This window comes from Halomonas lysinitropha (assembly GCF_902500215.1).
In the GTDB taxonomy this organism is placed as follows: Bacteria; Pseudomonadota; Gammaproteobacteria; order Pseudomonadales; family Halomonadaceae; genus Halomonas; species Halomonas lysinitropha.
In genome coordinates this window covers 58,022-82,717 of the sequence record NZ_CABVOU010000019.1, presented here as the reverse complement: position 1 = coordinate 82,717, position 24,696 = coordinate 58,022, and the positions used below count along the sequence as shown (strand labels likewise).

The window sequence follows — 24,696 nt, the reverse complement described above, 5'->3', positions numbered from 1 at the left end:
CCGAACTGAGTGCTGGACACCTGCCATTCCCCGCCTTGTCGCTTGTGTGAGACGATACCGGTACGAGGGGCCACTTGGCCCCGCTCGCCCGCCACCTTCGTGCTCCCATGCTCACCACCCTGGCCACCCTGTTCTCCCACTATCGCCGCCACCCCGGCCAGCTGGCCATGCTGCTGCTGGGCCTCTGGGTGGCGGGTGCGCTGTGGAGCGGTGTGCAGGCGATCAATGCCTCGGCCCGCGACAGCTATGACCGGGCCGAGGCGCTCTTCACCACCGGCCTGGACCGCCTGGAGCGTCGCGACGGCGAGCCTCTCGACCGTGAAGATTTCGTGTCTCTGCGCCGCGCCGGCCTGCCGGTCTCGCCATTGCTGGAAGGCAGGGTGGACACGGCAAAGGGCGAACGGCTGACGGTGATCGGCATCGACCCGCTGACCCTGCCCGGCGACAGCGCCTTCGCCACGGCAGGCAGTGGCGGTGAGCTGACGACCTTCTTCACGCCCCCCTGGCAGACCCGGCTGGCCCCGGATACCGTCCTGCGGCTGGGGCTCGAGCGGCAGACAGCGCCCGGTGCCGAGCCAGCGTTGGCCGATGGCCGGCGGCTGCCACCGCTGGTCCTCGCTCCCTCGCTACCACCGGATACCCTGGTGATGGATATCGCCGCTGCGGCCCGCCTGCTGGAGCGTGGCACCACGCTCAGCCGGCTGGTGACCGCACCCGGCGCGCTGGAGTCGGCGCCCGAGGGCTACCGGCTCAGCCGCGCCGAGACCCTGGTCGACCCGGGCGAGCTGACCGCGAGCTTTCACCTCAACCTCACCGCCATGGCGCTGCTGGCGCTGATCGTCGGGCTCTTCATCGTCCAGGCGGCGCTGGGCCTGGCCCTGGAACAGCGCCTGGGGCTGCTGCGAACCCTACGCGCCCTGGGCGTGCCGGGGCGCACGCTGGTGGGCCTGCTGGCGCTCGAGCTGGTCCTGCTGGGCGTCATCGGCGCCCTGGCGGGTATCGCCAGCGGCGTGTGGCTGGCCCGTGCCCTGCTGCCGGACGTGGCCGCCACGCTGCAGAACCTGTACGGCGCCGCGGTGGGCACGCAATTGCACCTGCCCTGGCACTACTGGATGGGCGGACTCGGGGTGACCCTGGGCGGACTCTTCATCGCCGGCAGCGGCACGCTGTGGCGAGCCTCACGGCTCGGCGTGCTGGGGATGGGCCAGGCTCAGGCGTGGCGCGCAAGCTTCCAGCGCCAGTTGTGGGTCCAGGTCATCGCCGGCACCCTGGCCGCCCTGCTGGCCCTGGCGGTCTGGGCCTGGCTGAGCGCACAGCCCGCCGGCGAAGGACTGGTCGCCGGTTTCGTGCTGGTGGGGGCGATGATGCTGGCCTGCGCGCTCTGGCTCTCGCCGCTGCTGGCGGTGGGGCTTGCCGGCCTGGGACGGCTCGCACGCAGCACTCCTCTGACCCAGTGGGCGCTGGCCGACCTGCAGCTCCAGCTGCCGCGCCTCTCGCTGGCCATGATGGCACTACTGATCGCGCTCTCCGCCAATCTGGGGGTCGGCAGCATGGTCGGCGGCTTTCGCCTGACCTTTCTCGACTGGCTCGACCAGCGGCTGACCGCCGACCTCTATCTGCGTCCGCCAGCCGAGCAGTTCGACGAGGTACAGGCCTGGCTGGGTGCGCGCGGCGAGGTCGCCGAGCTGCTGCCCACCGCCGACGCCGGCTCGACCCTGCTCGAGGTCCGGGCCGGCGCCGACGATCGGCGTCTCGAAGTGCCGGTATCGCTGTTCGGTATCACCCCGGGCGTCCGGCTCACCCCGACCTGGCCGCTCCTCGAGAGCCGGGATGGACGAGAGGCGGCCTGGACCGCTCTTGAGAACGGCGAGGCCTTTATCAACGAGCAGCTGGCGCTCGGCCACGGTATTGGCCCCGGGGACCGGCTGGTCCTGCGCGCGCCGAACGGCCAGCAGGCGATGACGGTGGCCGCCATCTACCCCGACTATGGAAACCCGCGTGGCGAAGTACTGATGACCGCGACAGCGCTGCGGGAACGCTTCGCGGCCGCGCCGGGGTCGATCGGCGTGGTGCTCGCCGAGACGGCCGACCCGGACGGCAGCAAGGCCGACACGCTCTCCCGTGACCTGACCGAGCGTTTCGGGCTGGACCAGGAGGCGCTGATCGACCAGCGCCAGGTCAAGGCACTCTCCACCGATATCTTCGAGCGCACCTTTTCCATCACCCGCGCGCTCAATGCCCTGACCCTGGCCGTGGCAGCCCTGGCCCTGCTGGCCAGCCTGCTGGCCCAGGCGCGGGAGCGCCGCCGTCGGCTGGCGCCGCTCTGGGCCCTGGGCGTAACCCGCGGGCGCCTAGCCGGTATCCAGCTGGCCCAGTTGGGCGGCGCAGCGCTGGTCACGGGGCTCGCCGCCGTGCCGCTGGGCATTGCCATCACCGCCTGCCTGGTGGCAATCATCAATGTGGCCGCCTTCGGCTGGCGCCTGCCGCTGCATGTCTTCCCCGTCGAGATCGGCATCACCCTGGGCACCGCGCTGCTGGTGGCCCTGCTGGCAACCGGTCTGCCGGCCCTGACGCTCTGGCGCACCTCCCCCCGCACCCTGCTGGCAGAGGGGGAAGCAACATGAGGCGCTGGATGACGTGCCTGCCGATAGCGCTACTCACGGCAGCGCTGGCGGGTTGCGAAGCAGAGTCACCCCCCGCGTCGTCTCAGGGTTTCGCGGGGCTGGGTAGCGAGACCGAGGGCTTCCGCCAGGCCGCCCCGGGCAGTCCCCTGCGATTTCCCGAGGATCACGGACCGCATCCCGACTTTCGCATCGAGTGGTGGTACCTCACCGCCAATCTTGAAGACGAGACGGGGGAGTCGCTGGGCGTGCAGTGGACCCTGTTCCGCCAGGCCCAGTTGCCCCCGGCAGACCGCGCCGAGACACCCGGCCCCTGGGCGGCCGAGCAGCTCTGGATGGCGCATATCGCCGTGTCCCGCAGGGAGACGCATCGGGTGGCCGAACGCTTCGCCAGAAGCCCCATGGCAAGCAATGAACCCTCCCGCCAGCAGGCTGGCGTCAACCTCGATCCTTTCCATGCCTGGCTTGACGACTGGCGGCTCGAGAGTCGCGTCAGTAACCCACAACGCGACCCTCTCTCACGGCTTGAGCTCGAGGCCATGGCTGAAATGGATGGCGAGCCCTTCGGCTACCGGCTCGACCTCATTGCCGAAGGACCACTGGTGTTCCATGGCGAAGATGGCTTCAATCAGAAGACCGTGGATGGCGAGGGCTCGATGTACTATAGCCAGCCCTTCTTTCGCGTCAGTGGCGAGGTAACCCTTGATGGCACCTCCCGACAGGTGACGGGTCGTGCCTGGCTCGACCGAGAATGGTGGAGCAGCCGGATGCTGGAGCCCTGGCAGACCGGTTGGGACTGGATCTCCCTGCACCTGGCCGATGGCCGCAAGCTGATGGCCTACCGACTCAGGGGAGGAAGTGACCGGGGAGAAGGGGATTACCTCTTCGGCAACCTGATATCGCCACAAGGCAGTTCCACCTCGCTGGGGTCGACAGAAATTTCCCTCACCCCGCTGGCCACCTCGACCGTCGCTGGCCGCGACCTGCCCACCCGCTGGCGCCTCGAGGTGCCCTCGCAACATCTCGACCTCGAGGTCGAGGCACCCCATGCCAACCGCTGGATGGATACCTCGGTGCCCTACTGGGAGGGCCAGGTGATCGCTCGCGACCGGGAAAGTGGGGAAACCCTCGGAGAAGGCTATCTGGAGATGACGGGCTATTGACAGGCAACAGTTAATAAGCCTGCTATCGATAGTTTCAGCACGAGACGCTATTCTGAAGAAAATCCCTCGCTGGAACGCCCTATGCTACCGAGCCTCTTCATCTCCCACGGTTCCCCCATGCTGGCCCTGACCCCCGGGCCGGCCCACGACTTCCTGCGCCAGTTGGGCAACGCGTGGCAGCCGACGGCCATCGTGGTGGTCTCGGCCCACTGGGAAAGCCGGCAGCTGCTGGTGAGCACCAGTGCAAGCCCCGAGACCATCCATGACTTCGGGGGCTTCCCCCAGGCGCTCTTCGACTGCCAGTATCCCGCCCCGGGCGAACCCGAGCTGGCGATGCGCCTGGCCCGTGAGCTCAACGCCGTGCCCACCGAGCGCGGCCTGGACCACGGCGCCTGGGTGCCACTGATGCTGATGTATCCCGAGGCCGATATCCCGGTGGTCTCGCTGTCGCTGCCGGTGGAGTGGCCGAATGCCGAGCTGGTGGCCCTGGGCGAGAATATCGCCGCCTTGCGGGAGGAGGGCATACTGGTGATCGGTTCGGGCAGCCTGACCCACAACCTGGCGGCACTGCAGGCCCTGGAGGCGCCGATGCCGGCCTGGGTCGGCGAGTTCGCCGACTGGATTCATGACCGCCTGGAAGCCGACGATCGTGACGCCCTGCTCGACTGGGAAGCGGCCCCGAAGGCACGCAAGAACCACCCCTCACCGGAGCACTTCCAGCCGCTGCTGGTGGCCATGGGCGCCGGCGGCAAGGCCGAACGCCTGCATCACAGCGTGGAGCACGGGGTACTGGCCATGGACCTTTATGCCTTCGCTTGAGGGCCGCGGCAACCCGAGAAGGGCCAGGCCAGATCGAAAGAGGCCGCCCCATGGGACGGCCTCGTTGTAGTGCGCGTCGCGCGGTAGCTTCAGGCGTCGGGGATCTCCAGCGCCTGCTGCACGGCGGGCCAGCCCGGCTCACCGTCGCGCGTGGTCACACCTTCCAGAAAGGCCTGAATCTTGCCGGGATTGTCGCGAATCCAGTCCAGCGCCACCGCCTCCGGCTCACGCTCCTCGTGGCTGAAGCCGCGAATCATCGCGCTCTGATCATCGGCCGTGAAGCTGAGCTGATCGAGCAGCCGGGTGGCATTGGGACCGGCCTCGGCGAAATCACTGGTCACCAGGGTGCGCACGTCGCTGCGCCCGCCGTCCGGCCCCCACATGTCCTGGGTATCGGTCAGGTACTCGAGGTCGTACTCGATGTTCATCCAGTGAGGGGTCCAGCCGGCAAAGACGATCCACTCTTCCCGGTTGATGGCCGAGTCCACGGCGCTGAGCATGCCGGGCGTGGAGGTCTCGGACAGCTTCCAGTCGCCCAGGCCGTAGGTATCCTCTTCCACCGCCTCGTTGAGGGTATCGCTCATGCCGGAGCCCACCTCGATGGAGTAGATGGTGCGATCGAGCTTCTCGGCGATCTCCTCGTCGGCCAGATCCTCGGCGGAGGTCACACCGGCCTCATGGACGTAGGTCGGAACGGCGAAGCCGAGGCGTGCGCCTTCGACGTTGTTGCCGAGGTCGACGATGGCGCCTTTTTCCATCGTGGCATCGAACATCGCCTGCTGGGCAGGCAGCCAGGCGGCGAGGAAGGCATCCAGTTCACCCTGGGTTAGGGCTTCGTAGGTGATGGTCGAGCCCAACTCCTGCTGGCGGGTCTCATAGCCCAGGGCATCCAGCAGTTGGCCGGCCAGGGCACTCTTTACGGTCACGCCGGGCCAGGCGGGGACCGAGAAGCGCACTTCGGCAGGCTCTTCGGCCAGGGCAGCGGAACTCCAGGCCAGCGCGGCAGCCAGCAGGGTACCGGCAAGGGCGAGGTTCAGTGGACGGATAAGCACTTTCATCGAATCTCCTTGGCAGATCATGCCATGAACAAACAGGATGAGGACCTTATCCCTATGAGCCGTACAAGGCAAAGACCGCCCCGCCGGGACGACGCAGCAAGCTCAGGCGCCCTTGCCCGCCATGCGCGCGGCCTCGACCACCTCGATCCAGTAGCCGTCCGGGTCCTTGACGAAGACCACGTCCTTTAACTTGCCCTGGTCCGAGCGCTTGACGAACTCGACCTGGTTGGCATCAAGCCAGGCCTCGGTGGAGGGAAGATCCGGTACCGAGAAGCAGATGTGGCCGAAGCCCTGGGGTTCGGCGTTGCCGTCATGGTAGGCGAAGCCTTCCTGGTCCTCGGTGCCCCAGTTGTGAGTCAGTTCGAGCAGACCGCGCTGGCTGAAGGTCCAGACGGTGCGCTCGCTGTCGTCCTCGGGCAAGGCGGTGTCTTCCTCCAGGTTGGCCAGGAAGTAGAGGGAGAACTGCATCTCCTCGAAGTCGAGCCGACGTAGTACCCGCATGCCGAAGACCCGGGTATAGAAGGCCAGCGCCTTCTCGGGGTCCTTGATCCGCAACATGGTGTGATTGAGGCGAAAGCCCTCGCTATCGGCGGTGGGCGCCTGGACACCGAGGTGCTGTTCTCCCTGAAAGCTCATGGAAACTCCTTCTTGCTGATTGCAGAGGTGAATGATTGACGAATCAAAGATGAGGGCATCTAGGGCGCTTTTCCACCCCCTTTTCCACCCCAGCGGATGGACCATGCCACAGCGTCCAGACCGCCATTTCCTTTATAAGGTATATACACATTCTGCGCGCGCTGTCACAGACCCGGCAACGGATACCAGTGAGGTCTCTTGATATGGCCAGGCATCCTTCTACACTAGTTATACATATACCAATACTGAAAGAGGCAACCCCATGTCCATCCCGGCCTATCAGCTGGGTGACCATGTCACTCTCAAGGAAATCGCCAATGCCATCGCCCACGGCCTTACGCCGATCGTCGAGGTCGAATCGATGGATGGCATCTACACGGTGCGGTTCCACCACGCCAATGACGTTTCGGAACTCTCCGACAGCCAGGGAAAGACTCGCACTTTCCTCGGCACCGGCGAGATCCGCGATCTGCTCGGCGGCATCGGCCTGACCCACGGCGTGCTGACCTGGGGCGACCAGTGCGGTGACGAGATGATCGGCGTACCGGGTCATGCCCTCTCACCGGACGAAATGCTGGCCAGCGGCACGCGTATCGCCTTTCGCTGATGGGTGGTAACGCGAGGCCGATGATTCTGCCGTTCCCTTAAGCAGACGTTAAGTTGCCAGGACCAGAGTATCGGGAAACGTCATGGAGACGCCCCGATGCATGGTCCCGATATCCTCCTCTCTCCCCTGCCGAGCCAGCTACTGACGGGCTCTATAGCCTCTGTTTCTTGGGCGACCATCTGCACGAGCAGGGTCGCAACGACGAGGTGCGTCTGGCCATGAGCAGCCTGCCGTCGTCAGTCGATACCGTGCATGCCCTGTACCCGAGACCAAGTCAGGAACGAAGCTCCCAGGCAATCGCTGCTGGCTGACACTCTCACGCTCTTGCCGGGAGCGTCCCTCACTCCTGCTCCGGCGTGTCGCCTGTGGCCTGGTCGGCGCGGGTCTCGTATTCCACGCCATGATCGCGCAGATAGTCGCGAATCAACTGTCGCACTACCTGGGAGGGGGTCAGGTCCTGGGCCGCACAGAGCTGTTCGAAGGCCCGCTTCTTGTGCGGGTCGATCAGCAGGGTCAGGCGCGCAGTTTTACTTTCCATCATGATTCTCCAGAAACATTATCATGAAATGTTAATGTCTACTGCCGGCCACGGCAATGCCAGGGAAGATTTGGTCAAGAATGCTAACGACATGTTAATGTTATTCACATAAAAGACCGAATCGATCCCCCAGGGTATGCCACCACCGATCCTTGCACGGGGGACGACTGCCAAGAAGGAGCCCAGGCATGGCACGCCACCGACCGTTCCCTAGACTTCCCGGCATCGCCACCGGCCTGCGTGCGGCCTGGCAAGACGGCTATGGCCTGGACGACCTGCGCCGCGATGTCCTGGCGGGGCTGACCATCGGCACCGTGGCGGTGCCGCTCTCCATGGCCCTGGCTATCGCCACCGGCGTTCCTCCTCAGCACGGCCTTTACACGGCCATCGTCGCCGGCGCCATCATCGCGTTGACCGGCGGGTCACGTTTCAATGTCTCGGGCCCGACGGCGGCGTTCGTTGTCATCCTCTTTCCCATTGTCCAGCAGTACGGCCTGGGTGGCCTGTTGATCGCCTCGATGATGGCGGGCCTGATCCTGGTGGGATTAGGGATCGCTGGCATGGGACGCCTCATCCAGTACGTACCCTATCCCGTGGTATTAGGCTTCACCGCGGGGATCGCGGTGGTGATCGCGGCACTCCAGGTGCCCGACTTCCTGGGCCTTGAGGCCGGGCAACTGGGCGAGCACTTCGTCGAGAATCTGGGACGGATCCTCACCTCGCTGCCGAGCCTGGATCCGCTGGAGCTGGGAATCGGCGCCTTCACCCTGGGTGTCATGCTGCTCTGGCCGCGCCTGAATATGCCGGTGCCGGCGCCTCTGATCGGGCTGGTGGTCGGGGCACTGGTGGCCTATGCGGTCAACCGCTGGATCGGCGACCCGAGCACGGGGAACCTGGTGGAGACCATCGCCTCGCGCTTCACCTGGGAGGCCCAGGGAGAAACGGGCAGTGGCATTCCCCCGATCGCGCCGAGCTTCGTGGCCCCCTGGCGGCTTCCCGGTGCGGATGGCGAACCCCTGGAACTGAGCTTCGAACTGATTAGGGCCCTGCTGGGGCCCGCCTTCGCCATCGCCATGCTGGGCGCGATCGAGTCGCTGCTGTGCGCGGTGGTCTCCGATGGCCTGACCCGGACCCGGCACGATCCCAACGCCGAGCTGATCGGCCAGGGGCTGGGCAACATCGTTGCGCCACTGTTCGGCGGCATCACCGCCACGGCCGCCATCGCTCGTACCGCCACCAATATTCGCAGCGGCGCCCGTTCGCCGATCGCGGCAGTGGTGCATGCGCTGGTGGTGCTGCTGGCGGTGGTTGCCCTGGCGGGGCTGCTGGGGCTGGTACCGATGGCCGCGCTGGCGGCACTGCTGTTCATCGTCGCCTGGAACATGGGCGAAGCCCGCCACTTCGTGCATACCCTGCGCTCGGCTCCGCCAGGCGATGTGGCCATCCTGGTGACTTGCTTCACCCTGACCGTGGTCTTCGACATGGTGCTGGCCGTGGCCGTGGGCATGGGGCTCGCCGCCGCCCTCTTCGTCCGGCGCATGTCGCTGCTGACCCAGACCGAGCGTGTCGACGCGACGACCCATGCCAGCATCGGTCCGCTGCCCGACGAGGTCACTCTCTACGATATCAACGGCCCGCTGTTCTTCGGCGCCGCCGAGAAAGCACTCACCTCGCTGCGCATGGTGGACCCGAACGTGCGGATCGTCATCCTCGACATGCATGACGTGCCGAGCATGGATGGCACCGCCATCGTGGCCCTCAAGGCGCTGATCGACGAGATGCATCGCGAGGGGGTCGCCCTGGTGCTGGTCGGGCTGCCGGCACGGATTCTCGTCACGCTGCGCCGCGCCGGCATCCGCCGGACTCACGGACGGCTGACCTGGTGCCGGGAACTGCCCCACGCCCGAAAGGTGGCCCTGCGCTGGCTCGACCGGAGCGCCTGAACAACGGCCACACCACTGACATCCAACGGTCATCACGCCTTAAGCGATCCTTAATAGAACCTCGTTAGCGTCACGGGCAGGAGACGTATTCAGTCGACCCGAACGAGGAGACACCACCATGAGCACGGCCACGATCGATACCACCGATTCGCCGAACTCACCGGTAGGCACGGGGGGCCTGATGCTGATCGCCACTGGCGTGCTGCTGCTGGCCGTGGGTGCGCTGGCCGCCGGCTGGCCACCCATCGAGCTGCCGCTGGGGCTGGCCACGCTCGGCACCATGGCACTCGCCCTGTTCAACCCGAGCCGCTGGCTGGAGGAGGAAGGCGTGGATACCGTCAACAGCCTGGTACTGGCCAGCCTGATCACCCTGTCCGGCTTCCATCTGCTGGCCTGAGCCCACCCTTTACAGCCGGAATGCGGGCAGGGATAGTGACAGCAGACGACAGGGGCGCCGTGGCAACATCGCCACGGCTGAGAGGCACCCTCGGAACCTGACCCGGATAATGCCGGCGTAGGGAGTCGTGCAGCCCGGGCCCCTGCCGACCTGCACTTCCCGCGCCGGGGAGGCTCTATGCATTCCATCGATCCCGCCGCGCACCTGGCGCGGGTGCGTGAGACCAGCCCGCTCATCCACAACATCACCAACCACGTGGCCATGAACAGCATGGCCAATGTGCTGCTGGCCATCGGCGCTTCGCCGGCCATGGTCCATGCCCGTGAGGAGGCCGCCGAGTTCACCGCGCTGGCCGGCGCCCTGACCATCAACATCGGCACTCTATCGCCTCACTGGGTCGACGCCATGGAGGCCTCTGCCGTGGCCGCCAGTGAGACGGGACGCCCCTGGGTGCTGGATCCCGTGGCGGTGGGCGCCACGCGCTATCGCCGCGAGACCGGCGCGCGACTGCTGGCGCTTTCACCGGACGTGATCCGCGGCAACGCCTCGGAGATTATCGCCCTGGCGGGACAGGCCGGTGGCGGACGCGGCGTGGACAGCACCGACCCGGCCGAAGCCGCTCTCGAGGCCGCTCGCCGGTTGGCTCATCAGACGGCCGGGGTGGTCGCCGTTACCGGCGAGGTGGACCTGGTGACCGACGGTCGGCGCGTCGTCCGCCTCCGGGGCGGTCACCCGCTGATGCCCCGGGTCACTACCCTGGGCTGCGCCCTGACCGGCGTGGTGGCGGCTTTCGTGGCCGGCGCCGATGACCCCTTCGAGGCGACGGTAGCGGCACTGGCCTGCTACGCCGCGGCGGGCGAGCTGGCCGGTGAGGTCGCCCATGGCCCGGGCAGCTTCGCCGTGGCCTTCCTCGACGCCCTCTTTCACCTCGATGGCGAAACCCTGGCCGCACGGGCCCGCCTGGAGGTGGACGATGCGCCTTGATCTGTCGCTTTATCTGATCACGGACCGGGGGCGCTGCGCAGGCCTCGGGCTGGTGGAAACCGTGATGGCGGCAGTGCGCGGCGGTGTGACGATGGTGCAGCTGCGTGACAAGCAGGCCCGCGATGCCGAACTGATCGACCAGGCGCGCCAGCTCAAGACCGCGCTGGCCGGTAGCGGCGTGCCGCTGATCATCAACGATCGACTGGAGGTGGCTCTGGCTTGCGGTGCCGACGGCCTGCACATCGGCCAGGACGACGGCGACGTAGCCAGAGCCCGGGGAGCGCTGGGCTCGGAGGCGATACTCGGGCTCTCGGTACAGACCCATGAGCAGATGGTCCGCGTCGATGCCGAGCACCTCGACTACCTGGGTCTGGGCCCGGTATTCGCGACTCCCAGCAAGCATGATCACGCCGAACCACTGGGCTTCGAGGGGCTGGCAAGCCTGGTGGCGGCCAGCCCCTTACCCACCGTGGCCATCGGCGGCCTCAAGGCCGAGCACGTGGCCGCGACGCACCAGGCTGGCGCCCAAGGCCTGGCGGTGGTCTCCGCGATCTGCGGCGCTCCCGACCCCGAAGCCGCGGCACGCGCATTCTGCTCGCCACGACGCTGAGTGGTCAGGAGGTCGGTCGACGCTTCAGGGTGGTGCGGCGTTCGTGGTAGGCGATGGCCAGGCCGCTGCCGATGATCAGGGCGCTGCCGATAAACACCCAGATATCCGGCATCTCGCCCCAGAACCACCAGCCCAGCAGTACCGCCCAGAGCATGGCGGTGTAGTCGAAAGGGGCGGCAATGGCGGCCGGAGCATGACGGAAGGCCATGGTAATGGAGGCCGTGGCGCCCACCCCGAAGATGCCCGAACCCAAGAATGCTGGCCAGTGCCAGGGATGGGGCGTCTGCCACACCCAGGGCAGCGCCAGGGCGGTCAGAACAAAGGGCACCAGTGTCATGTAGAAGACCATGGCCCATAGGTGCTCGGTGCCGCCCCAGCGTCGCGCGGTGATCATCATCAGCGCGTAGAAGAGTGCGGCCCCGATCATGACCAGCGAGCCCATCTGAAAGGCTGCGCCACCCGGGCGAACGATGATCATCACGCCGAGAAACCCCAGCAGCGACGCAGCGAGGACCTGCCGCTCGATCCGCTCCCCAAGCAGCGGCACCGAAAGCAGCGTGACGAACATCGGAGCGACGAAGGCAATGGCGGTCGCCTCGGCAAGCGGCAAGAGTGTCAGGCCCAGGACGAAAAAGCCCATGGTGCCGGTGTAGATCAGCCCCCTGAGCAGATGGAGACCCGGGCGGCGAGTTCGCAGTTTGAGCAGGCCACCGCCGAAATACGCCAGCAGCGCAATCAGGGGCAGCGACACCAGGGTACGAAAGAAGATGATCTGCAGCGGTGAGTGCACCTCCCCCAGCCACTTGGCGATAGCATCGCCGATGGCCAGACAGAGCACACCCAGGCACATGAAGCCGATGCCCTTGAATGAGGATGACACGCCGCTGCCCTCCATTGGCCGATCCCGAAACGATGCCACCCCGCCGGCCTGGGGCCGGCGGGGTGGGTGAAGATCACTACGCTAGTCGGTGACGTGCCGTAGGGCAAGCCCTCAGAGGCTGGCCTGGACCACCATGCACTCCATGCCCTGGGCCACTAGGCGACGGCAGGCGGTATGAGCCTGCCCCTCGTTCATGTCCACCAGGCGTGCGCGGTAGATCCCGGCCTTCTCGGCGTCGGCCACGGCGACCCGAGCGTCGGTCAGCTCGCTGGCCAGCTGATGGGCGGCACGGGACGCCAGGGTACGGGCATGGCCGGCATCGCTGAAGGCCCCGACCTGCACACCCCAGCTCCCTCGCCGGACGGAGACGTCCGGGGCGGGATCCGCCGATGCCGTGGTGCTGGCCATCAGTTCGCGGATCGGGTCGTCGGCCGAGCCCTGCTCCAGGCCCTCCATGGCGGTGGAGACAGGCGATTCGACGCGGGCGACCCGCGACGCCACCTGTCTCTGCACAGCCACGTCCGCCGTCGACGCCGCCGCAACCGGAGATGGGGCCGGTGAGGTAGTGGTCGATGTGCCAAGGTTGGCCAGACGAACCCGGTCGCCGACTGGCTGCCCTGGGGCCTGAGGGTCGCCCGGCATCAACCGCCCTCCGGTGATATCCGCACTCGCCAGCCAGCCCCTGCCATCGGCCAGCGAAGCACGCAGGAAACTGCGATCCAGCAGGTCGGCGGTGTGGGCATCCCGCGAGGCGGCGCTGAAGCCACCCATCACCACGGTCAGCAGGCGACGTTCGCCACGCACCGCCGAGGTGGCCACGTTGAAGCCCGAGGCGCGGATGAAACCCGTCTTCATGCCGTCGGCACCGGGGTAGTTGTCCAGCAGGCGATTGTGGCCGGTAATGGTCTTGCCCCGCCAGGTGAAACTCGTCCGCGAGAAATAGAGATAGTACTGAGGGAAGTCACGCATCAGGTGCCGGGCGAGCACTGCCATGTCGCGTGCCGTGGTGACCTGCTCGGAATCGGGCAGCCCGTTAGGATTCCGAAAGGTGGTGCGTGTCATGCCCAACTCGCGCGCCTTGTCGGTCATCATGCGACCGAAATTCCCTTCACTGCCGCCCAGGGCTTCGGCCACCACCACGGCCACATCGTTGGCCGACTTGATGACCAGCGCCTCGATGGCCTTCTCCACGGGAATGGTGGAGCCGGACTTCACGTAGAGCTTGGAAGCAGGCTTGGACGCCGCATAGGACGAGACGGGCAGCGGCTGATTCAGGCTCAATCGGCGCTCTTTCAGTGCCTCGAACATCAGGTAGAGCGTCATCATCTTGGTCAGCGACGCGGGATAGCGCGGCTTGTCGGCATTCTCGGCGTAGAGGATCTCCTGGCTGTCGGCATCGATGACGATACCGGCATAGCGGGGATTGGCCTGGACGGCCGAGGCAGCCAGCAGCAGGCAGGCCAGCAGCGCGAAGATGCCCGCTCTCGGGCGCCGGTTGATTGTTGTGATAGGCACCATGTCGCGTTCCCTCGAGATTTTTTTACCGTTGCACCATGCCATTATGGCTGTCTATTGGGCACTGTACAGGTAAGAAAGCGGACTTTTCCCGACTTTTCGCCTTTTTACCCCTTCCTTTTGTTAATGCCCACTGGGCCGGCGCCCTATTCGATTGAGAAAAACTATCACCCTGCCCCTGCCAGCCGCTGCCCGCCTAGCCACACCAGGCGCAGTGCCAGCAGCGTCAGCGCCCACTTGAACAAGATGTCGAAGCGGTGCTCCGGGAGCCAATGCAGGAGGCGCAGGCCCAGCCAGGTGCCGACAAAGCCCGCTGCCACCATCATCAGCATCAGCGGCAGCCAATCGCGGAAGACGAAGCCCGCCACCCCGAAGACGAAGGCCTTGGTCAGGTGCTGCAGCAGCATGCAGGCGGAGAAGGTCGCCACCTTGGCCAGGCGCCCTTCCTGGCTCTGCTTGATGAAGGCGGCCACTACGGGACCGCTGGCGCCTACCAGGCTGGAGAGCAGTGTGGTGACGGCGCCGACGACCAACACGCCCCACCGCCCCAAGGCCCGTTTCGGCAGCCCTGGCCCCCAGCAGGTGAAGAGCACGAAGGCGGCGATGCTCAACTCCAGCACTCCCGCCGGCAGACGCACCAGCAACCAGGCAGCGGCCAGCGCACCCAGCAACACCCCCGGTATGAAGGCAACGAGCATGGCACGATCGACATGACGCCAGGTCATCGCCGTGCGGCCGACATTGGAGCCAAACTGCACCATACCGTGGACCGGGATCAGCGCCGCCGCCGGCATCACCTGAGCCAGTGCCATGATCATCAGCACCCCGCCCCCGACACCCACCGCGGCGGTAAAGGCCGAGGTGAAGACCGAGATCACGATCAGTAGAAGGTTGATCCCCGCCGAGAGCGGCGAGAGAACGTCCAGCAGCGCCATCATGCACTCCCTGCCAAGGCGTAAGACAGCGGCCCATACTAACGAGGATTTCCGCCAACGGTGAGCTATCTCGACCTGGTGCAGAAAGCCGAAGGCCTGGAGGGGCGAATCTGATGACACTACTCGAAATCCGAGTCCGCCCGGAGTGGGTCGACTACAACGGCCACATGAACGATGCCGAATACGCCAGAGTCTTCTCCCTGGCAGTGGAGGCACTGATGGACCGTATCGGCCTGGATGATGCCGGCCGCGCGCAGCATGGCGTCACGATCTACACCCTGGAGAGCCATCTCTGCTACCGCCGCGAGGCCCACGAAGGGCAACCGCTCGAGGCTACCCTGACCCTGCTGGATCGCGACGCCAAGCGGCTGCATGTCTTCTTCGAGCTGCTCGACATGGAAGGCAACCTGCTGGCCACCAGCGAGCAGATGCTGATGGGCATGGGCCGGGAGAGTGGTCGTCCAGCGCCCTTACCCAAGCTCGTCGAGGACGCCATCGGCGCAGTGCCCCATGCCGCGCGAGACGCCTGGCCGGAACTCGCCGGGCGCACCATCGGCATCCGTCGTGGTGACCCAGGATGGGTGGTGTAGTCTTTCAATCGTGGCTCAGCATGAGATCGCGCAGCTTCTGCTCGTCCAGAACCACCAGGCGCTGACGATCGATATTGATGAAACCCTCTTCACGCAACTTGGCCAGCAGGCGCGACAGCGTCTCCGGCGTCATGGCCAGCTGAGCGGCCAGCCAGCGCTTGGGGATCGTCAGCCGGACCACGCGCGGCCCCCTGGCGCGGCCCGTCGGAAGCTGGCGCAGGATATAGCTGACCAGGCGCGCCATGGCATCGGCCTGGGTCAACAGGGCCATGTCCTCGAGACGCTCGGTGAGCTCCAGGGCCAGGCGGCTCATGAATTCCGCCCGGCAGGCGGGCTGACGGTCCATGATTTGGCGGCAGCGCGCCGCCGGGATCGACAGCACATGGGTGCGACGCAAGGCCTCGGCGGAGTAGAGATAGACGCCGGCGCTGGATACCATGCTCAGCTCACCCAGGGTGCCGCCACGCTCCACGCAGCGGATGGTCGCCAATCGGCCATCGCCGGCGCTGCGCACCAGGCGCACCACACCGCTAATCACCACGTAGAGCCATTCGGCCGGTGCATCCTGGCGGAACAGCCACTCGCGGGCCTTGAGGGTACACACCTGGCTGTCTTCCAGCAGGTCCTCTAGCTGGTCATCGTCGAGGTCGCCCAACCAGGGCACCCCACGTACCAGATCGCGAAGCTGACGGGGGCGGAACAACAGCTCAGACGAGGAACTGAGCACCGGGGCAGTATCCGTAGACATGGCCTTCCTCCACATTATTATTGGAGTCAACGATCAGGTCGCCACCGGCCAGGCGTGCCACGGGAGCGCCGCTGGTCCCGTCCAGCACCGGGCGCACATGATCCTCTTCCCCTACCGAGGCTCCACTCGTACACACTACCAGATCGACTTCTTCGCTCGCCCGCGCAAAACATTGACTCAGATCAGCTGCGGTGTCGGTACTGACCAGGGCCACGCGGACCCGCCGACGCCGGCCGGCACACGCAGCGTCACCGCCAGGCCGGAGGGCGTCGTGACGACCTCCGCCCAACCGCAGTTCATGCGTCGATCCCCTCGCCGGCTTCCGCCTCGCTCGGCGAGGTTGCAGCCTGGCGGCTGGCGCAGGGCGTGCTCTCCGGCAGCACCATGGCGACGAAGTTGCAGGGCCTTGTGCGCGCATCAAGCTGGGCTGCCAGGATGCCGTCCCAGGCGGTGGCGCACGCCTTGGGCGATCCGGGCATGGCGAACACCAGGGTGTGGTCGATCAGCCCGGCCACCGCCCGGGACTGGATGGTGGAGGTGCCAATGCTTTCCAGCGAGAGCTGACGGAAGAGCTCGCCATAGCCGTCAACCGCCTTGTCGAACAGCGGCGTGAGCGCCTCGGGGGTGGTATCGCGTGAGGTAAAGCCGGTGCCACCGTTGACCAGGATTACCTGAATATCCTCGCGCACCACCCAGGTAGAGACCACCGCGCGGATGCGGTAGACGTCGTCGGGAACGATACGTCGCTCCACCAGGGTGTGGTCGGCTTCGGTAAGTCGTTCACCGAGCAGGTCGCCGCTGCCGTCCTCGTCGAAGCCGCGAGTGTCGGAAACGGTCAGCACGGCGATGCCGAGCGGGACGAAGGGGGTATTGGCGTGAACATGGGCCATGGGGTCCTCCTCGCCGCCCGCGGCGCGAGCGGCGTCATGGAAAGGAGAGTCGGAAACGTCGAGGGGGCCAGGCCGGCCCCCTTCATGTGGCTACTGCATCAGGGCACTGGCGCTGTCGTCATCGAGGCTGATGCCGTCGACACCGATCTCGGCCTCCAGCGCCAGCAGGTAGTGGCGCAGGGCCCGGCGGGTGGCCTGCTCGCGCAGGCTGTGGCGGACGTGCTCGGCCACCTGCTCGTAGGGCAACTCACGCCCCTCGACGCGCTGGTCGATGCTGACGATATGCCAACCATAGCGCGAGGCCAGCGGACGGTCATGGAGTCCCTCGGGCAGATGCTGCAGGGCGCGGTCCAGCTCGGCCACGGTCTGGCCGGGGGCCAGCCAGCCCAGGTCGCCGCCCTCCTCCCTGGAGGGGCAGGCGGAGTGGCGCTGAGCGAACTCGGTAAAGCGCTCGGGCACCTCCTGCAACTCGCGGACCAGCTTTTCGCCCAGGCGATAGCCGGCGTCGCGGGCCGGGGCGTCGTCCGGGGCCGCGGCCAGCAGCACGTGGCGTACCCGCAGGCGGGTGGGTTCGCTGAAGCGCTCGGGATGGGCAGCGTGGAAGCGGCGGCAGTCTTCCTCGGCGGGCTCGGGCACCTCCAGGTCCCGCTCCAGGAGTTCGGCGATGGCGACATCCGCCTCGTCGACCGCCTCTCCGGCGGCCTCGGCCACACCCAGGGCCACCGCCCGCTGGCGCAGCAGCTCACGCACCACCAGGGCGCGGGCCGCCTTGAGCTGGGCCGTGCCGGCGCTGTCCGCCGGATGGTACTGCATCTCTTCGGCTATGTCGGCCTCCGCGATGGTGGCCTCGCCGACCCGGATGGGTGGGGGACTGGTGTCCCCCGGAATCTGCTCGATATCGATCTTCAACATGATGTCAGCCCCGCTTGCGAACCAGCTGGTAACGGCGAGTGATATACCCGAAAGGCACGCTCCACACATGCACCAGGCGCGAGAACGGGAACAGCAGGATGATGGTCAGGCCGAGGAAGACATGGACCTTGTAGATCCAGGAGACCTCGGCCATGAAGTCCGCCGCGCCGCCGCTGAAGAAGACGATGGATTGTGCCCAGGCGGCCAGGGTAAGCATCATCGCGCCGTCCAGATGGCCCAGCGAGAAGAACACGCTGATCACGCCCAGCGCCGCCTGGAAGACGATCAGCCCGAGGATGACATTGTCCATCGGCGCGGAGGAGGCCTTGACCCGCGGGTTGGTCATGCGGCGGTAGAGCAGCATGGCGCCACCCACCAGGCACATCACCCCGGCGATGCCACCGATGACGATAGCCAGTACCTGCTTGGCACCCGCCGACAGGAAGGGCGCGTAGGCCCAATGCGGGGTCAGCATGCCGAACAGGTGGCCGAAGAAGATCACGATGATGCCGATATGGAAGAGGTTGCTGGCCAGGCGCATGTTCTTGGACGAGAGCATCTGGCTGGAACCGGTCTTCCAGGTGTACTGGCCATGATCGAAACGCAGCAGGCTGCCGACCAGGAATACCGTACCGGCCAGGTACGGGTAGTAGCCGTAGAGCAGGTGTTGCAGGTATTCGCTAAACATGACGTTTCTCCTTTAGCGATCGGTAAGGGCGCGGTCGGTCGAGCCGCTGCCGGGCATGATCTTGACGGGGTCGCTGGGCACGGATTGCTTGCGCTCGGCGAGCCGTCGCCCCTCGGCGGACTGCAGGGCGCAGTCCTGGTCGGAGTCGGCGCTGAAGCGCACTGCCTCCTCCTCCCAGACCTCGTCCAACGCTTCCGGGGTGTCGTCGGGGGCCTCCTCCTTCACCGTCTCACGGTGAGCCTCGACATCCCCCTCGGCCCCGATCAGCGCCAGCAGCGACAATGGCACCAGGGTATGATCGGCGTCGCGCTCTTCCAGTCGGGCGGCGATCAGCGCCAGGATATGGCGAATCTCGCCCAGCCAGCGCCCGATATCGGCTTCCGGTCGAGTGGAGAGATACTCGAGGAACAACGGCAGGTAGTCGGGCAGCTCACGGGCATCGAGCTCGAAACCGGCAGCGCTGTACTCGGCCATCAGATCGACCATGGCCTGACCGCGATCGCGGGACTCGCCGTGAACGTGTTCGAAGAGCAGCAGCGAGGTGCTGCGCCCCTTGTCGAACAGCGCCACGTACTCGGCCTGCAGCTCCATCAGATCGGCCTCCATCAGGCGCTGGCACCAGTCCATCAGGCGGGTACGTAGTGCCGGGGTCCAGCGGCGTTCGCCGTCGAGGATCTCGATCAACTCCGGCGCGGCAGCCTGGAGCTCCGCGGAGGGATAGTCGAGCAGCCGGGCCAGCACGCGCAGGCTCAGCATGTCCGGCTCCGCCACGGGGTGTTGCATCGCTGCCTCAGCCATGACGCACCTCCTCGCTCGGGGTCTTGTCCTGTGCGCCGGGATCGAAGGTCTCGACCGGCTGCACCAGGGTGGTGGTCTGTGAACGGCCGTTGAACAGGCTCGGCTTGCTCTCGCCGTGACAGCCGTCGCCGAAGGTGAAGCCGCAGCCGCCCCTCTCAGGGAAGGCCTCGGTGGCCATTTCACGGTGGCTGGTGGGGATCACGAAGCGGTCCTCGTAGTTGGCGATGGCCAGGTACCGGTACATGTCCTCCACCTGGGCCTCGGTAAGGCCCACGCTCTCCAGCACCTCGGTCTCGACCTTGCCTTCAACGTGCTTGCCGCGCATGTAGAGACGCATCGCCATGAGACGCTTGAGGGCCAGGACCACGGGCTCTTCCTCGCCGGCAGTGAGCATGTTGGCCAGGTACTTGACCGGAATGCGCAGCGACTCGATCTTGGGCATGACGCCGTCGAACTCGACGTTGCCGGCCTCGGCGGCCGACTGGATCGGCGACAGCGGCGGCACGTACCAGACCATCGGCAGGGTGCGATACTCCGGATGCAGCGGCAGCGCCAGGCCCCAGTCCATGGCCAGCTTGTAGACGGGCGAGGCCTGGGCGGCGGCGATCACGTTGTCGGTGATGCCATCCCTCTTCGCCTGGGCGATCACCTCCGGGTCGTTGGGATCCAGGAAGATCTCGCACTGGCGATGATAGAGGTCACGCTCGTCCGGCGAGCTGGCCACTTCCTCGATACGGTCGGCATCATAGAGCAGCACGCCGAGATAGCGGATCCGGCCCACACAGGTCTCGGAGCAGACGGTGGGCTGGCCGGCCTCGATGCGCGGGTAGCAGAAGATGCACTTTTCGGACTTCCCGGTCTTCCAGTTGTAGTAGATTTTCTTGTAGGGGCAGCCCGAGATGCACATCCGCCAGCCGCGGCACTTGTCCTGGTCGATCAGGACGATGCCGTCCTCCTCGCGCTTGTAGATCGCGCCACTCGGGCACGAGGCCACGCACGTCGGGTTGAGGCAGTGCTCGCACAGCCGCGGCAGGTACATCATGAAGGTGTTCTCGAACTGGCCGTAGATGTCGGCCTGGATCTTCTCGAAGTTCGAGTCCTTGCGCCGCTTGGCGAACTCGGTACCGAGGATCTCCTCCCAGTTCGGGCCCCACTCGATCTTGTTCATGCGTTCGCCGGAGATCAGTGAGCGTGGACGCGCGGTAGGCTGATGCTCGCCCTGCTTGGCGGTGTGCAGGTGCTGGTAATCGAAGGTGAACGGCTCGTAGTAGTCGTCGATCTCCGGCAGGTCGGGGTTGGCGAAGATGTTCGCCAATACCCGCCACTTGCCGCCGATGCGCGGTTCGATCTTGCCGTCCTTGCGACGCAGCCAGCCACCCTTCCACTTGTGCTGGTTCTCCCACTCCTTGGGATAGCCGATGCCGGGCTTGGTCTCGACGTTGTTGAACCAGGCGTACTCGACGCCTTCACGACTGGTCCAGACGTTCTTGCAGGTCACCGAGCAGGTGTGACAGCCGATGCACTTGTCGAGGTTGAGGACCATGCCTACCTGGGAACGAATCTTCATTTCACGGCCTCCTGCACGGTGTCATTGCCTTCGCCATCCAACCAGTCGATATGTTTCATCTTGCGAATCAGAACGAACTCGTCGCGGTTGGAGCCGACGGTGCCGTAGTAGTTGAAGCTGTAGGAGAGCTGCGCATAGCCGCCGATCATGTGGGTCGGCTTGGGGCAGATGCGGGTGACCGAGTTATGGAATCCGCCACGCGTGCCACTGACCTCGGAGCCGGGGATATTGGTGATGCGCTCCTGTGCGTGGTACATCATGACCATGCCGTTCTTGACCCGCTGGCTGACCACGGCACGGGCAGTGATGGCACCATTGGAGTTGTAGAGCTCGATCCAGTCGTTATCCTCGATGCCGATCGATGCCGCATCGTCTTCCGACAGCCAGGCGATAGGCCCGCCGCGTGACAAGGTCAGCATCAGCAGATTTTCGCTGTAGGTGGAGTGGATTCCCCATTTCTGGTGCGGCGTGATGAAGTTCAGGGCCTTGGTCTTGTAGCCGTTGTCGTCCGGCAAGGTGAAGCCCTGCGCCGCCTTGGTATTGATGGGGGGCCGATAGGCCAGCAGGCTCTCGCCGAAGGCACGCATCCAGGGGTGATCCTGGTAGAACTGCTGGCGACCGCTGACGGTGCGCCAGGGAATCAGCTCGTGGACGTTGGTGTAGCCGGCGTTGTAGGAGACGTGCTCGTCCTCGAGGCCGGACCAGGTCGGGCTGGAGATGATCTTGCGCGGCTGGGCGACGATATCGCGGAAGCGAATCTTCTCGTCCTCCTTGGGATGCGCCAGGTGGGTATGATCCCGCCCGGTGATCTTGGAGAGGGCATCCCAGGCCTTGACTGACACCTGGCCGTTGGTCTCCGGCGCCAGCGTCAGCACCATCTCGGCCGCGTCAACGGCACTCTCGATCTGGGGGCGGCCCTTGGAGGATCCGTCCAGCTTGCGGTGGTTGAGCTTGCCGAGCAGGTCAACCTCGGACTCGGTGTTCCAGCTGATGCCCTTGCCACCGTTGCCGATGCTCTCGAGCAGCGGGCCCACTGAGGTGAAGCGCTCGTAGGTCTCGGGGTAGTTGCGCTTGACCTCGATCAGCGCCGGCATGGTCTTGCCCGGGATGGGCTCGCACTCGCCCTTCTTCCAGTCCTTCACGTCGACCTGGGCCAGTTCGGCGGGGGAGTCGTGCTGGTGTGGCAGGGTGACCAGGTCGGTCTCCTCGCCCAGGTGCCCCACGCAGACCTTGGAGAAGGCCTTGGCGATACCCTTGTAGATCTCCCAGTCGCTGCGCGACTCCCACGCCGGGTCGGTGGCCGCGGTCAGCGGGTGGATGAAGGGGTGCATATCGGAGGTGTTGAGGTCGTCCTTCTCGTACCAGGTCGCCGTGGGCAGCACGATGTCCGAGTAGAGGCAGGTGGTGGACATGCGGAAGTCCAGGGTCACCAGCAGGTCGAGCTTGCCCTCGGGCGCCTCGTCATGCCACTTGACCTCCTCGGGCTTGGTGCCGCCCTCCTCACCCAGGTCCTTACCCTGGATACCGTGCCGGGTGCCCAGCAGGTACTTGAGCATGTACTCGTGGCCCTTGCCGGAGCTGCCCAGCAGGTTGGAGCGCCAGATGAACAGGTTGCGGGGGAAGTTTTCCGGGGCATCCGGGTCCTCCGCGGCAAAGGAGAGCTCGCCGCTCTTGAGTTGCTGAACGGCATAGTCCTTGGTGGACATCCCGGCGTCCTCGGCCTGCTTCGCCAGGCGCAGCGGGTTGGTGCCCAACTGCGGAGCGGAGGGCAACCAGCCCATGCGCTCGGAGCGCACGTTGAAATCGATCAGGCTGCCGGGATAGTCCTCGGCCTTGGCCAGCGGCGAGAGGATCTCCTTGATCTCCAGCTTCTCGTAGCGCCACTGGGAAGAGTGGTTATAGAAGAAGGAGGTGGAATTCATGTGGCGCGGCGGCCGCTGCCAGTCGAGACCGAAGGCCAGCGGCAGCCAGCCGGTCTGCGGGCGCAGCTTCTCCTGGCCCACATAGTGGGCCCAGCCGCCGCCGCTCTGACCGATGCAGCCACACATGACCAGCATGTTGATCAGGCCACGGTAGTTCATGTCCATGTGGTACCAGTGGTTCATGCCGGCACCCACAATGATCATGCTGCGCCCCTGGGTCTTGTGGGCGTTGTCGGCGAACTCACGGGCGATGCGGGTGGCCTGCTCAGCGGATACGCCAGTAATCTTCTCCTGCCAGGCCGGAGTATAGGGGCGTACCTGGTCGTAGGAGGTCGCACCGTCGTCTTCGCCTTCACCCTTGAAGCCACGGTCGATGCCGTAGTTGGCGCACATCAGGTCGAACACGGTGACCGCCAGCATCTCGCTGCCGTCGGCCTTCTTCAGTTTCTTGACGGGCAGGTTATGGAAGAGCAGGTCATCCGCGGCGCCCGCGCCTTCTCCCTTCACATGCTCGAAGTGCTCATGCTCGATGCCGCCGAAATAGGGAAACGCCACGCTGGCCACACTATCGTGGTGGTCGGCCAGGGTCAGCAGCGGCTTGATCTCGGTGCCCTCGGCGTCCAGCGGCTCGAGGTTCCACTTGCCCACTTCGTCGCCGGTCTCGCCCCAGCGGAAGCCGATGGAGCCGCGCGGCACCACCAGCTGGTCGCGGGTCTCGTCCCAGGCGACGGTCTTCCACTCGGGGTTGTTCTCCTGGCCCAGGCTGGCATCGAAGTCGCTGGCACGCAGCTGACGCCCCGGGGCGTAGCTGCCGTCCTCGCGGACCTCGAGCTCGACCAGGAAGGGCATGTCGGTGTACTGGCGCACGTAGTCGGTGAAATAGGCGCTGGGCTTGTCGAGGTGGAACTCCTTGAGGATCACGTGCCCCATGGCCATGGCCAGGGCGGCATCGGTGCCCTGCTTGGCGGAGAGCCACTCGTCGGTGAGCTTGGATACCTCGGCATAGTCCGGGGTGATCGAGACGGTTTTGGTGCCCTTGTAGCGCACCTCGGTAAAGAAGTGGGCATCCGGGGTGCGGGTCTGGGGGACGTTGGAGCCCCAGGCGATGATATAGCCGGAGTTGTACCAATCAGCTGACTCGGGCACGTCCGTCTGCTCGCCCCAGGTCATCGGCGAGGCCGGCGGCAGGTCGCAATAGAAGTCGTAGAAGCTCATGCAGACGCCGCCGATCAGCGACAGGTAGCGGCTACCTGCGGCATAGCTGACCATGGACATGGCGGGGATCGGCGAGAAGCCCATGATGCGGTCCGGACCGAACTGCTTGGCGGTGTAGACATTGGACGCGGCGATCAGCTCGTTGAGTTCATCCCAGTCGGCACGCACGAAGCCGCCCATGCCGCGGGCTCGCTTGTACTCCTTGGTCTTTGACGGATCCTCGACGATATAGGCCCAGGCCTCGACGGGGTCCGTCTTGAGCTCCAGCGCCTCACGCCACAGCTTGAGCAGCGGCTTGCGAACCAGCGGGTACTTGAGGCGGTTGGCGCTGTACATGTACCAGGAGTAGCTGGCGCCCCGCGGACAGCCCCGCGGCTCGTGGTTGGGCAGATCGGGCCGAGTGCGGGGGTAGTCGGTCTGCTGGGTTTCCCAGGTGACCAGGCCGTTCTTGACGTAGATCTTCCAGCTGCACGACCCGGTGCAGTTCACCCCGTGGGTGGACCGCACCACCTTGTCGTGCTGCCAGCGCTGCCGGTAGCTGTTCTCCCACTCGCGGGACTCCTGGCGAAGTTCACCATGCTCGTTGGCGAAGGGTTCGCGGGCCTTGCGGAAGAAGTTCAGCCGATCGATGAAGTGACTCATGGTCGCTCTCCAGGCTCC

General features: G+C 65.9%; 23 protein-coding genes and 1 riboswitch. Of the genes, 9 read left to right on the top strand and 14 right to left on the bottom strand.

Translation table 11 applies throughout. The features are described from left to right. Nucleotides 1-74: 74 nt before the first annotated feature. The 3 genes from HALO32_RS03050 to HALO32_RS03040 all read left to right on the top strand — a co-directional run bounded on the left by HALO32_RS03050 (nt 75) and on the right by HALO32_RS03040 (nt 4,603). Entirely contained in the window at nt 75-2,624 is a 2,550-nt protein-coding gene (locus tag HALO32_RS03050; protein ID WP_225809701.1) for an ABC transporter permease, read from the top strand. Continuing rightward, on the top strand, nt 2,621-3,784 hold the full coding sequence (locus tag HALO32_RS03045; protein WP_151442315.1) for a lipocalin-like domain-containing protein: 1,164 nt from the start codon (nt 2,621-2,623) through the stop codon (nt 3,782-3,784). The genes HALO32_RS03050 and HALO32_RS03045 overlap by 4 nt, the downstream gene beginning before the upstream one ends. Before the next feature lie 81 nt (nt 3,785-3,865). Further along, complete coding sequence (locus HALO32_RS03040; protein WP_151442314.1) at nt 3,866-4,603, top strand: dioxygenase family protein; 738 nt, start codon at nt 3,866-3,868, stop codon at nt 4,601-4,603. Nucleotides 4,604-4,692: 89 nt separating this feature from the next. Here the strand turns inward: HALO32_RS03040 and HALO32_RS03035 are convergent, their stop codons facing one another. Continuing rightward, the gene (locus tag HALO32_RS03035; RefSeq protein WP_151442313.1) at nt 4,693-5,661 is read right to left on the bottom strand and encodes an ABC transporter substrate-binding protein; all 969 of its coding nucleotides are present in this window, start codon (nt 5,659-5,661) and stop codon (nt 4,693-4,695) included. Nucleotides 5,662-5,763: 102 nt separating this feature from the next. Beyond that, nucleotides 5,764-6,297, bottom strand: a complete 534-nt coding sequence (gloA, locus tag HALO32_RS03030) for a lactoylglutathione lyase (RefSeq protein ID WP_151442312.1) — start codon at nt 6,295-6,297, stop codon at nt 5,764-5,766. Nucleotides 6,298-6,559: 262 nt separating this feature from the next. Between gloA and HALO32_RS03025 the strand changes: the two genes are divergently transcribed. Next, the gene (locus HALO32_RS03025) at nt 6,560-6,904 is read left to right on the top strand and encodes a hypothetical protein (RefSeq protein WP_151442311.1); all 345 of its coding nucleotides are present in this window, start codon (nt 6,560-6,562) and stop codon (nt 6,902-6,904) included. A 340-nt stretch (nt 6,905-7,244) separates the two neighbouring features. Here the strand turns inward: HALO32_RS03025 and HALO32_RS03020 are convergent, their stop codons facing one another. Further along, on the bottom strand, nt 7,245-7,442 hold the full coding sequence (locus tag HALO32_RS03020) for a CopG family transcriptional regulator (protein ID WP_151442310.1): 198 nt from the start codon (nt 7,440-7,442) through the stop codon (nt 7,245-7,247). A gap of 188 nt (nt 7,443-7,630) precedes the next feature. On the opposite strand from HALO32_RS03020, the gene dauA reads away from it, so the two are divergent. The 4 genes from dauA to thiE all read left to right on the top strand — a co-directional run bounded on the left by dauA (nt 7,631) and on the right by thiE (nt 11,376). Continuing rightward, the gene (gene dauA / locus HALO32_RS03015) at nt 7,631-9,385 is read left to right on the top strand and encodes a C4-dicarboxylic acid transporter DauA (RefSeq protein ID WP_151442309.1); all 1,755 of its coding nucleotides are present in this window, start codon (nt 7,631-7,633) and stop codon (nt 9,383-9,385) included. Between the two features lie 118 nt (nt 9,386-9,503). Then, complete coding sequence (locus HALO32_RS03010; protein ID WP_151442308.1) at nt 9,504-9,782, top strand: hypothetical protein; 279 nt, start codon at nt 9,504-9,506, stop codon at nt 9,780-9,782. A 40-nt stretch (nt 9,783-9,822) separates the two neighbouring features. Further along, a riboswitch (TPP riboswitch) is annotated at nt 9,823-9,923 on the top strand. A gap of 36 nt (nt 9,924-9,959) precedes the next feature. Beyond that, nucleotides 9,960-10,766: a hydroxyethylthiazole kinase gene (gene thiM / locus HALO32_RS03005; RefSeq protein ID WP_151442307.1), complete on the top strand. Its 807-nt coding sequence runs from the start codon at nt 9,960-9,962 to the stop codon at nt 10,764-10,766. Next, nucleotides 10,756-11,376 carry a thiamine phosphate synthase gene (gene thiE, locus HALO32_RS03000; protein WP_151442306.1) on the top strand — a complete coding sequence of 207 codons (621 nt, stop codon included), beginning with the start codon at nt 10,756-10,758 and terminating at the stop codon, nt 11,374-11,376. Before thiM ends, thiE begins: the two co-directional genes overlap by 11 nt. Before the next feature lie 4 nt (nt 11,377-11,380). Here thiE and HALO32_RS02995 read toward each other — a convergent pair whose 3' ends face one another. The 3 genes from HALO32_RS02995 to HALO32_RS02985 form a co-directional block, all read right to left on the bottom strand. After that, on the bottom strand, nt 11,381-12,256 hold the full coding sequence (locus tag HALO32_RS02995; RefSeq protein WP_225809699.1) for a DMT family transporter: 876 nt from the start codon (nt 12,254-12,256) through the stop codon (nt 11,381-11,383). 111 nt (nt 12,257-12,367) lie between these two features. Then, a complete protein-coding gene (locus HALO32_RS02990) occupies nt 12,368-13,774 on the bottom strand; it encodes a D-alanyl-D-alanine carboxypeptidase (protein ID WP_151442305.1) in 1,407 nt (468 codons plus the stop codon). Between the two features lie 164 nt (nt 13,775-13,938). After that, nucleotides 13,939-14,706, bottom strand: coding sequence for a sulfite exporter TauE/SafE family protein (locus HALO32_RS02985; RefSeq protein WP_151442304.1), 768 nt, complete (start codon nt 14,704-14,706; stop codon nt 13,939-13,941). A gap of 113 nt (nt 14,707-14,819) precedes the next feature. On the opposite strand from HALO32_RS02985, the gene HALO32_RS02980 reads away from it, so the two are divergent. Continuing rightward, a complete protein-coding gene (locus HALO32_RS02980) occupies nt 14,820-15,296 on the top strand; it encodes a thioesterase family protein (RefSeq protein WP_151442303.1) in 477 nt (158 codons plus the stop codon). Nucleotides 15,297-15,300: 4 nt separating this feature from the next. On the opposite strand, the gene HALO32_RS02975 is transcribed toward HALO32_RS02980, so the two are convergent. The 8 genes from HALO32_RS02975 to HALO32_RS02945 form a co-directional block, all read right to left on the bottom strand. Continuing rightward, nucleotides 15,301-16,044, bottom strand: coding sequence for a Crp/Fnr family transcriptional regulator (locus HALO32_RS02975; RefSeq protein WP_151442302.1), 744 nt, complete (start codon nt 16,042-16,044; stop codon nt 15,301-15,303). A gap of 177 nt (nt 16,045-16,221) precedes the next feature. Continuing rightward, nucleotides 16,222-16,344, bottom strand: a complete 123-nt coding sequence (locus HALO32_RS18210) for a hypothetical protein (protein ID WP_267902485.1) — start codon at nt 16,342-16,344, stop codon at nt 16,222-16,224. Beyond that, nucleotides 16,341-16,934 carry a molybdenum cofactor biosynthesis protein B gene (moaB, locus tag HALO32_RS02970; protein WP_151442301.1) on the bottom strand — a complete coding sequence of 198 codons (594 nt, stop codon included), beginning with the start codon at nt 16,932-16,934 and terminating at the stop codon, nt 16,341-16,343. The genes HALO32_RS18210 and moaB overlap by 4 nt, the downstream gene beginning before the upstream one ends. A gap of 90 nt (nt 16,935-17,024) precedes the next feature. Next, the gene (locus HALO32_RS02965) at nt 17,025-17,846 is read right to left on the bottom strand and encodes a peptidylprolyl isomerase (RefSeq protein WP_151442300.1); all 822 of its coding nucleotides are present in this window, start codon (nt 17,844-17,846) and stop codon (nt 17,025-17,027) included. A gap of 4 nt (nt 17,847-17,850) precedes the next feature. Further along, complete coding sequence (gene narI, locus HALO32_RS02960; protein WP_151442299.1) at nt 17,851-18,534, bottom strand: respiratory nitrate reductase subunit gamma; 684 nt, start codon at nt 18,532-18,534, stop codon at nt 17,851-17,853. A 12-nt stretch (nt 18,535-18,546) separates the two neighbouring features. After that, nucleotides 18,547-19,332 carry a nitrate reductase molybdenum cofactor assembly chaperone gene (gene narJ, locus HALO32_RS02955; protein WP_151442298.1) on the bottom strand — a complete coding sequence of 262 codons (786 nt, stop codon included), beginning with the start codon at nt 19,330-19,332 and terminating at the stop codon, nt 18,547-18,549. Further along, the gene (gene narH / locus HALO32_RS02950; protein ID WP_151442297.1) at nt 19,325-20,899 is read right to left on the bottom strand and encodes a nitrate reductase subunit beta; all 1,575 of its coding nucleotides are present in this window, start codon (nt 20,897-20,899) and stop codon (nt 19,325-19,327) included. The genes narJ and narH overlap by 8 nt, the downstream gene beginning before the upstream one ends. Beyond that, nucleotides 20,896-24,678, bottom strand: a complete 3,783-nt coding sequence (locus tag HALO32_RS02945) for a nitrate reductase subunit alpha (RefSeq protein WP_151442296.1) — start codon at nt 24,676-24,678, stop codon at nt 20,896-20,898. Before HALO32_RS02945 ends, narH begins: the two co-directional genes overlap by 4 nt. Nucleotides 24,679-24,696: the final 18 nt, after the last annotated feature.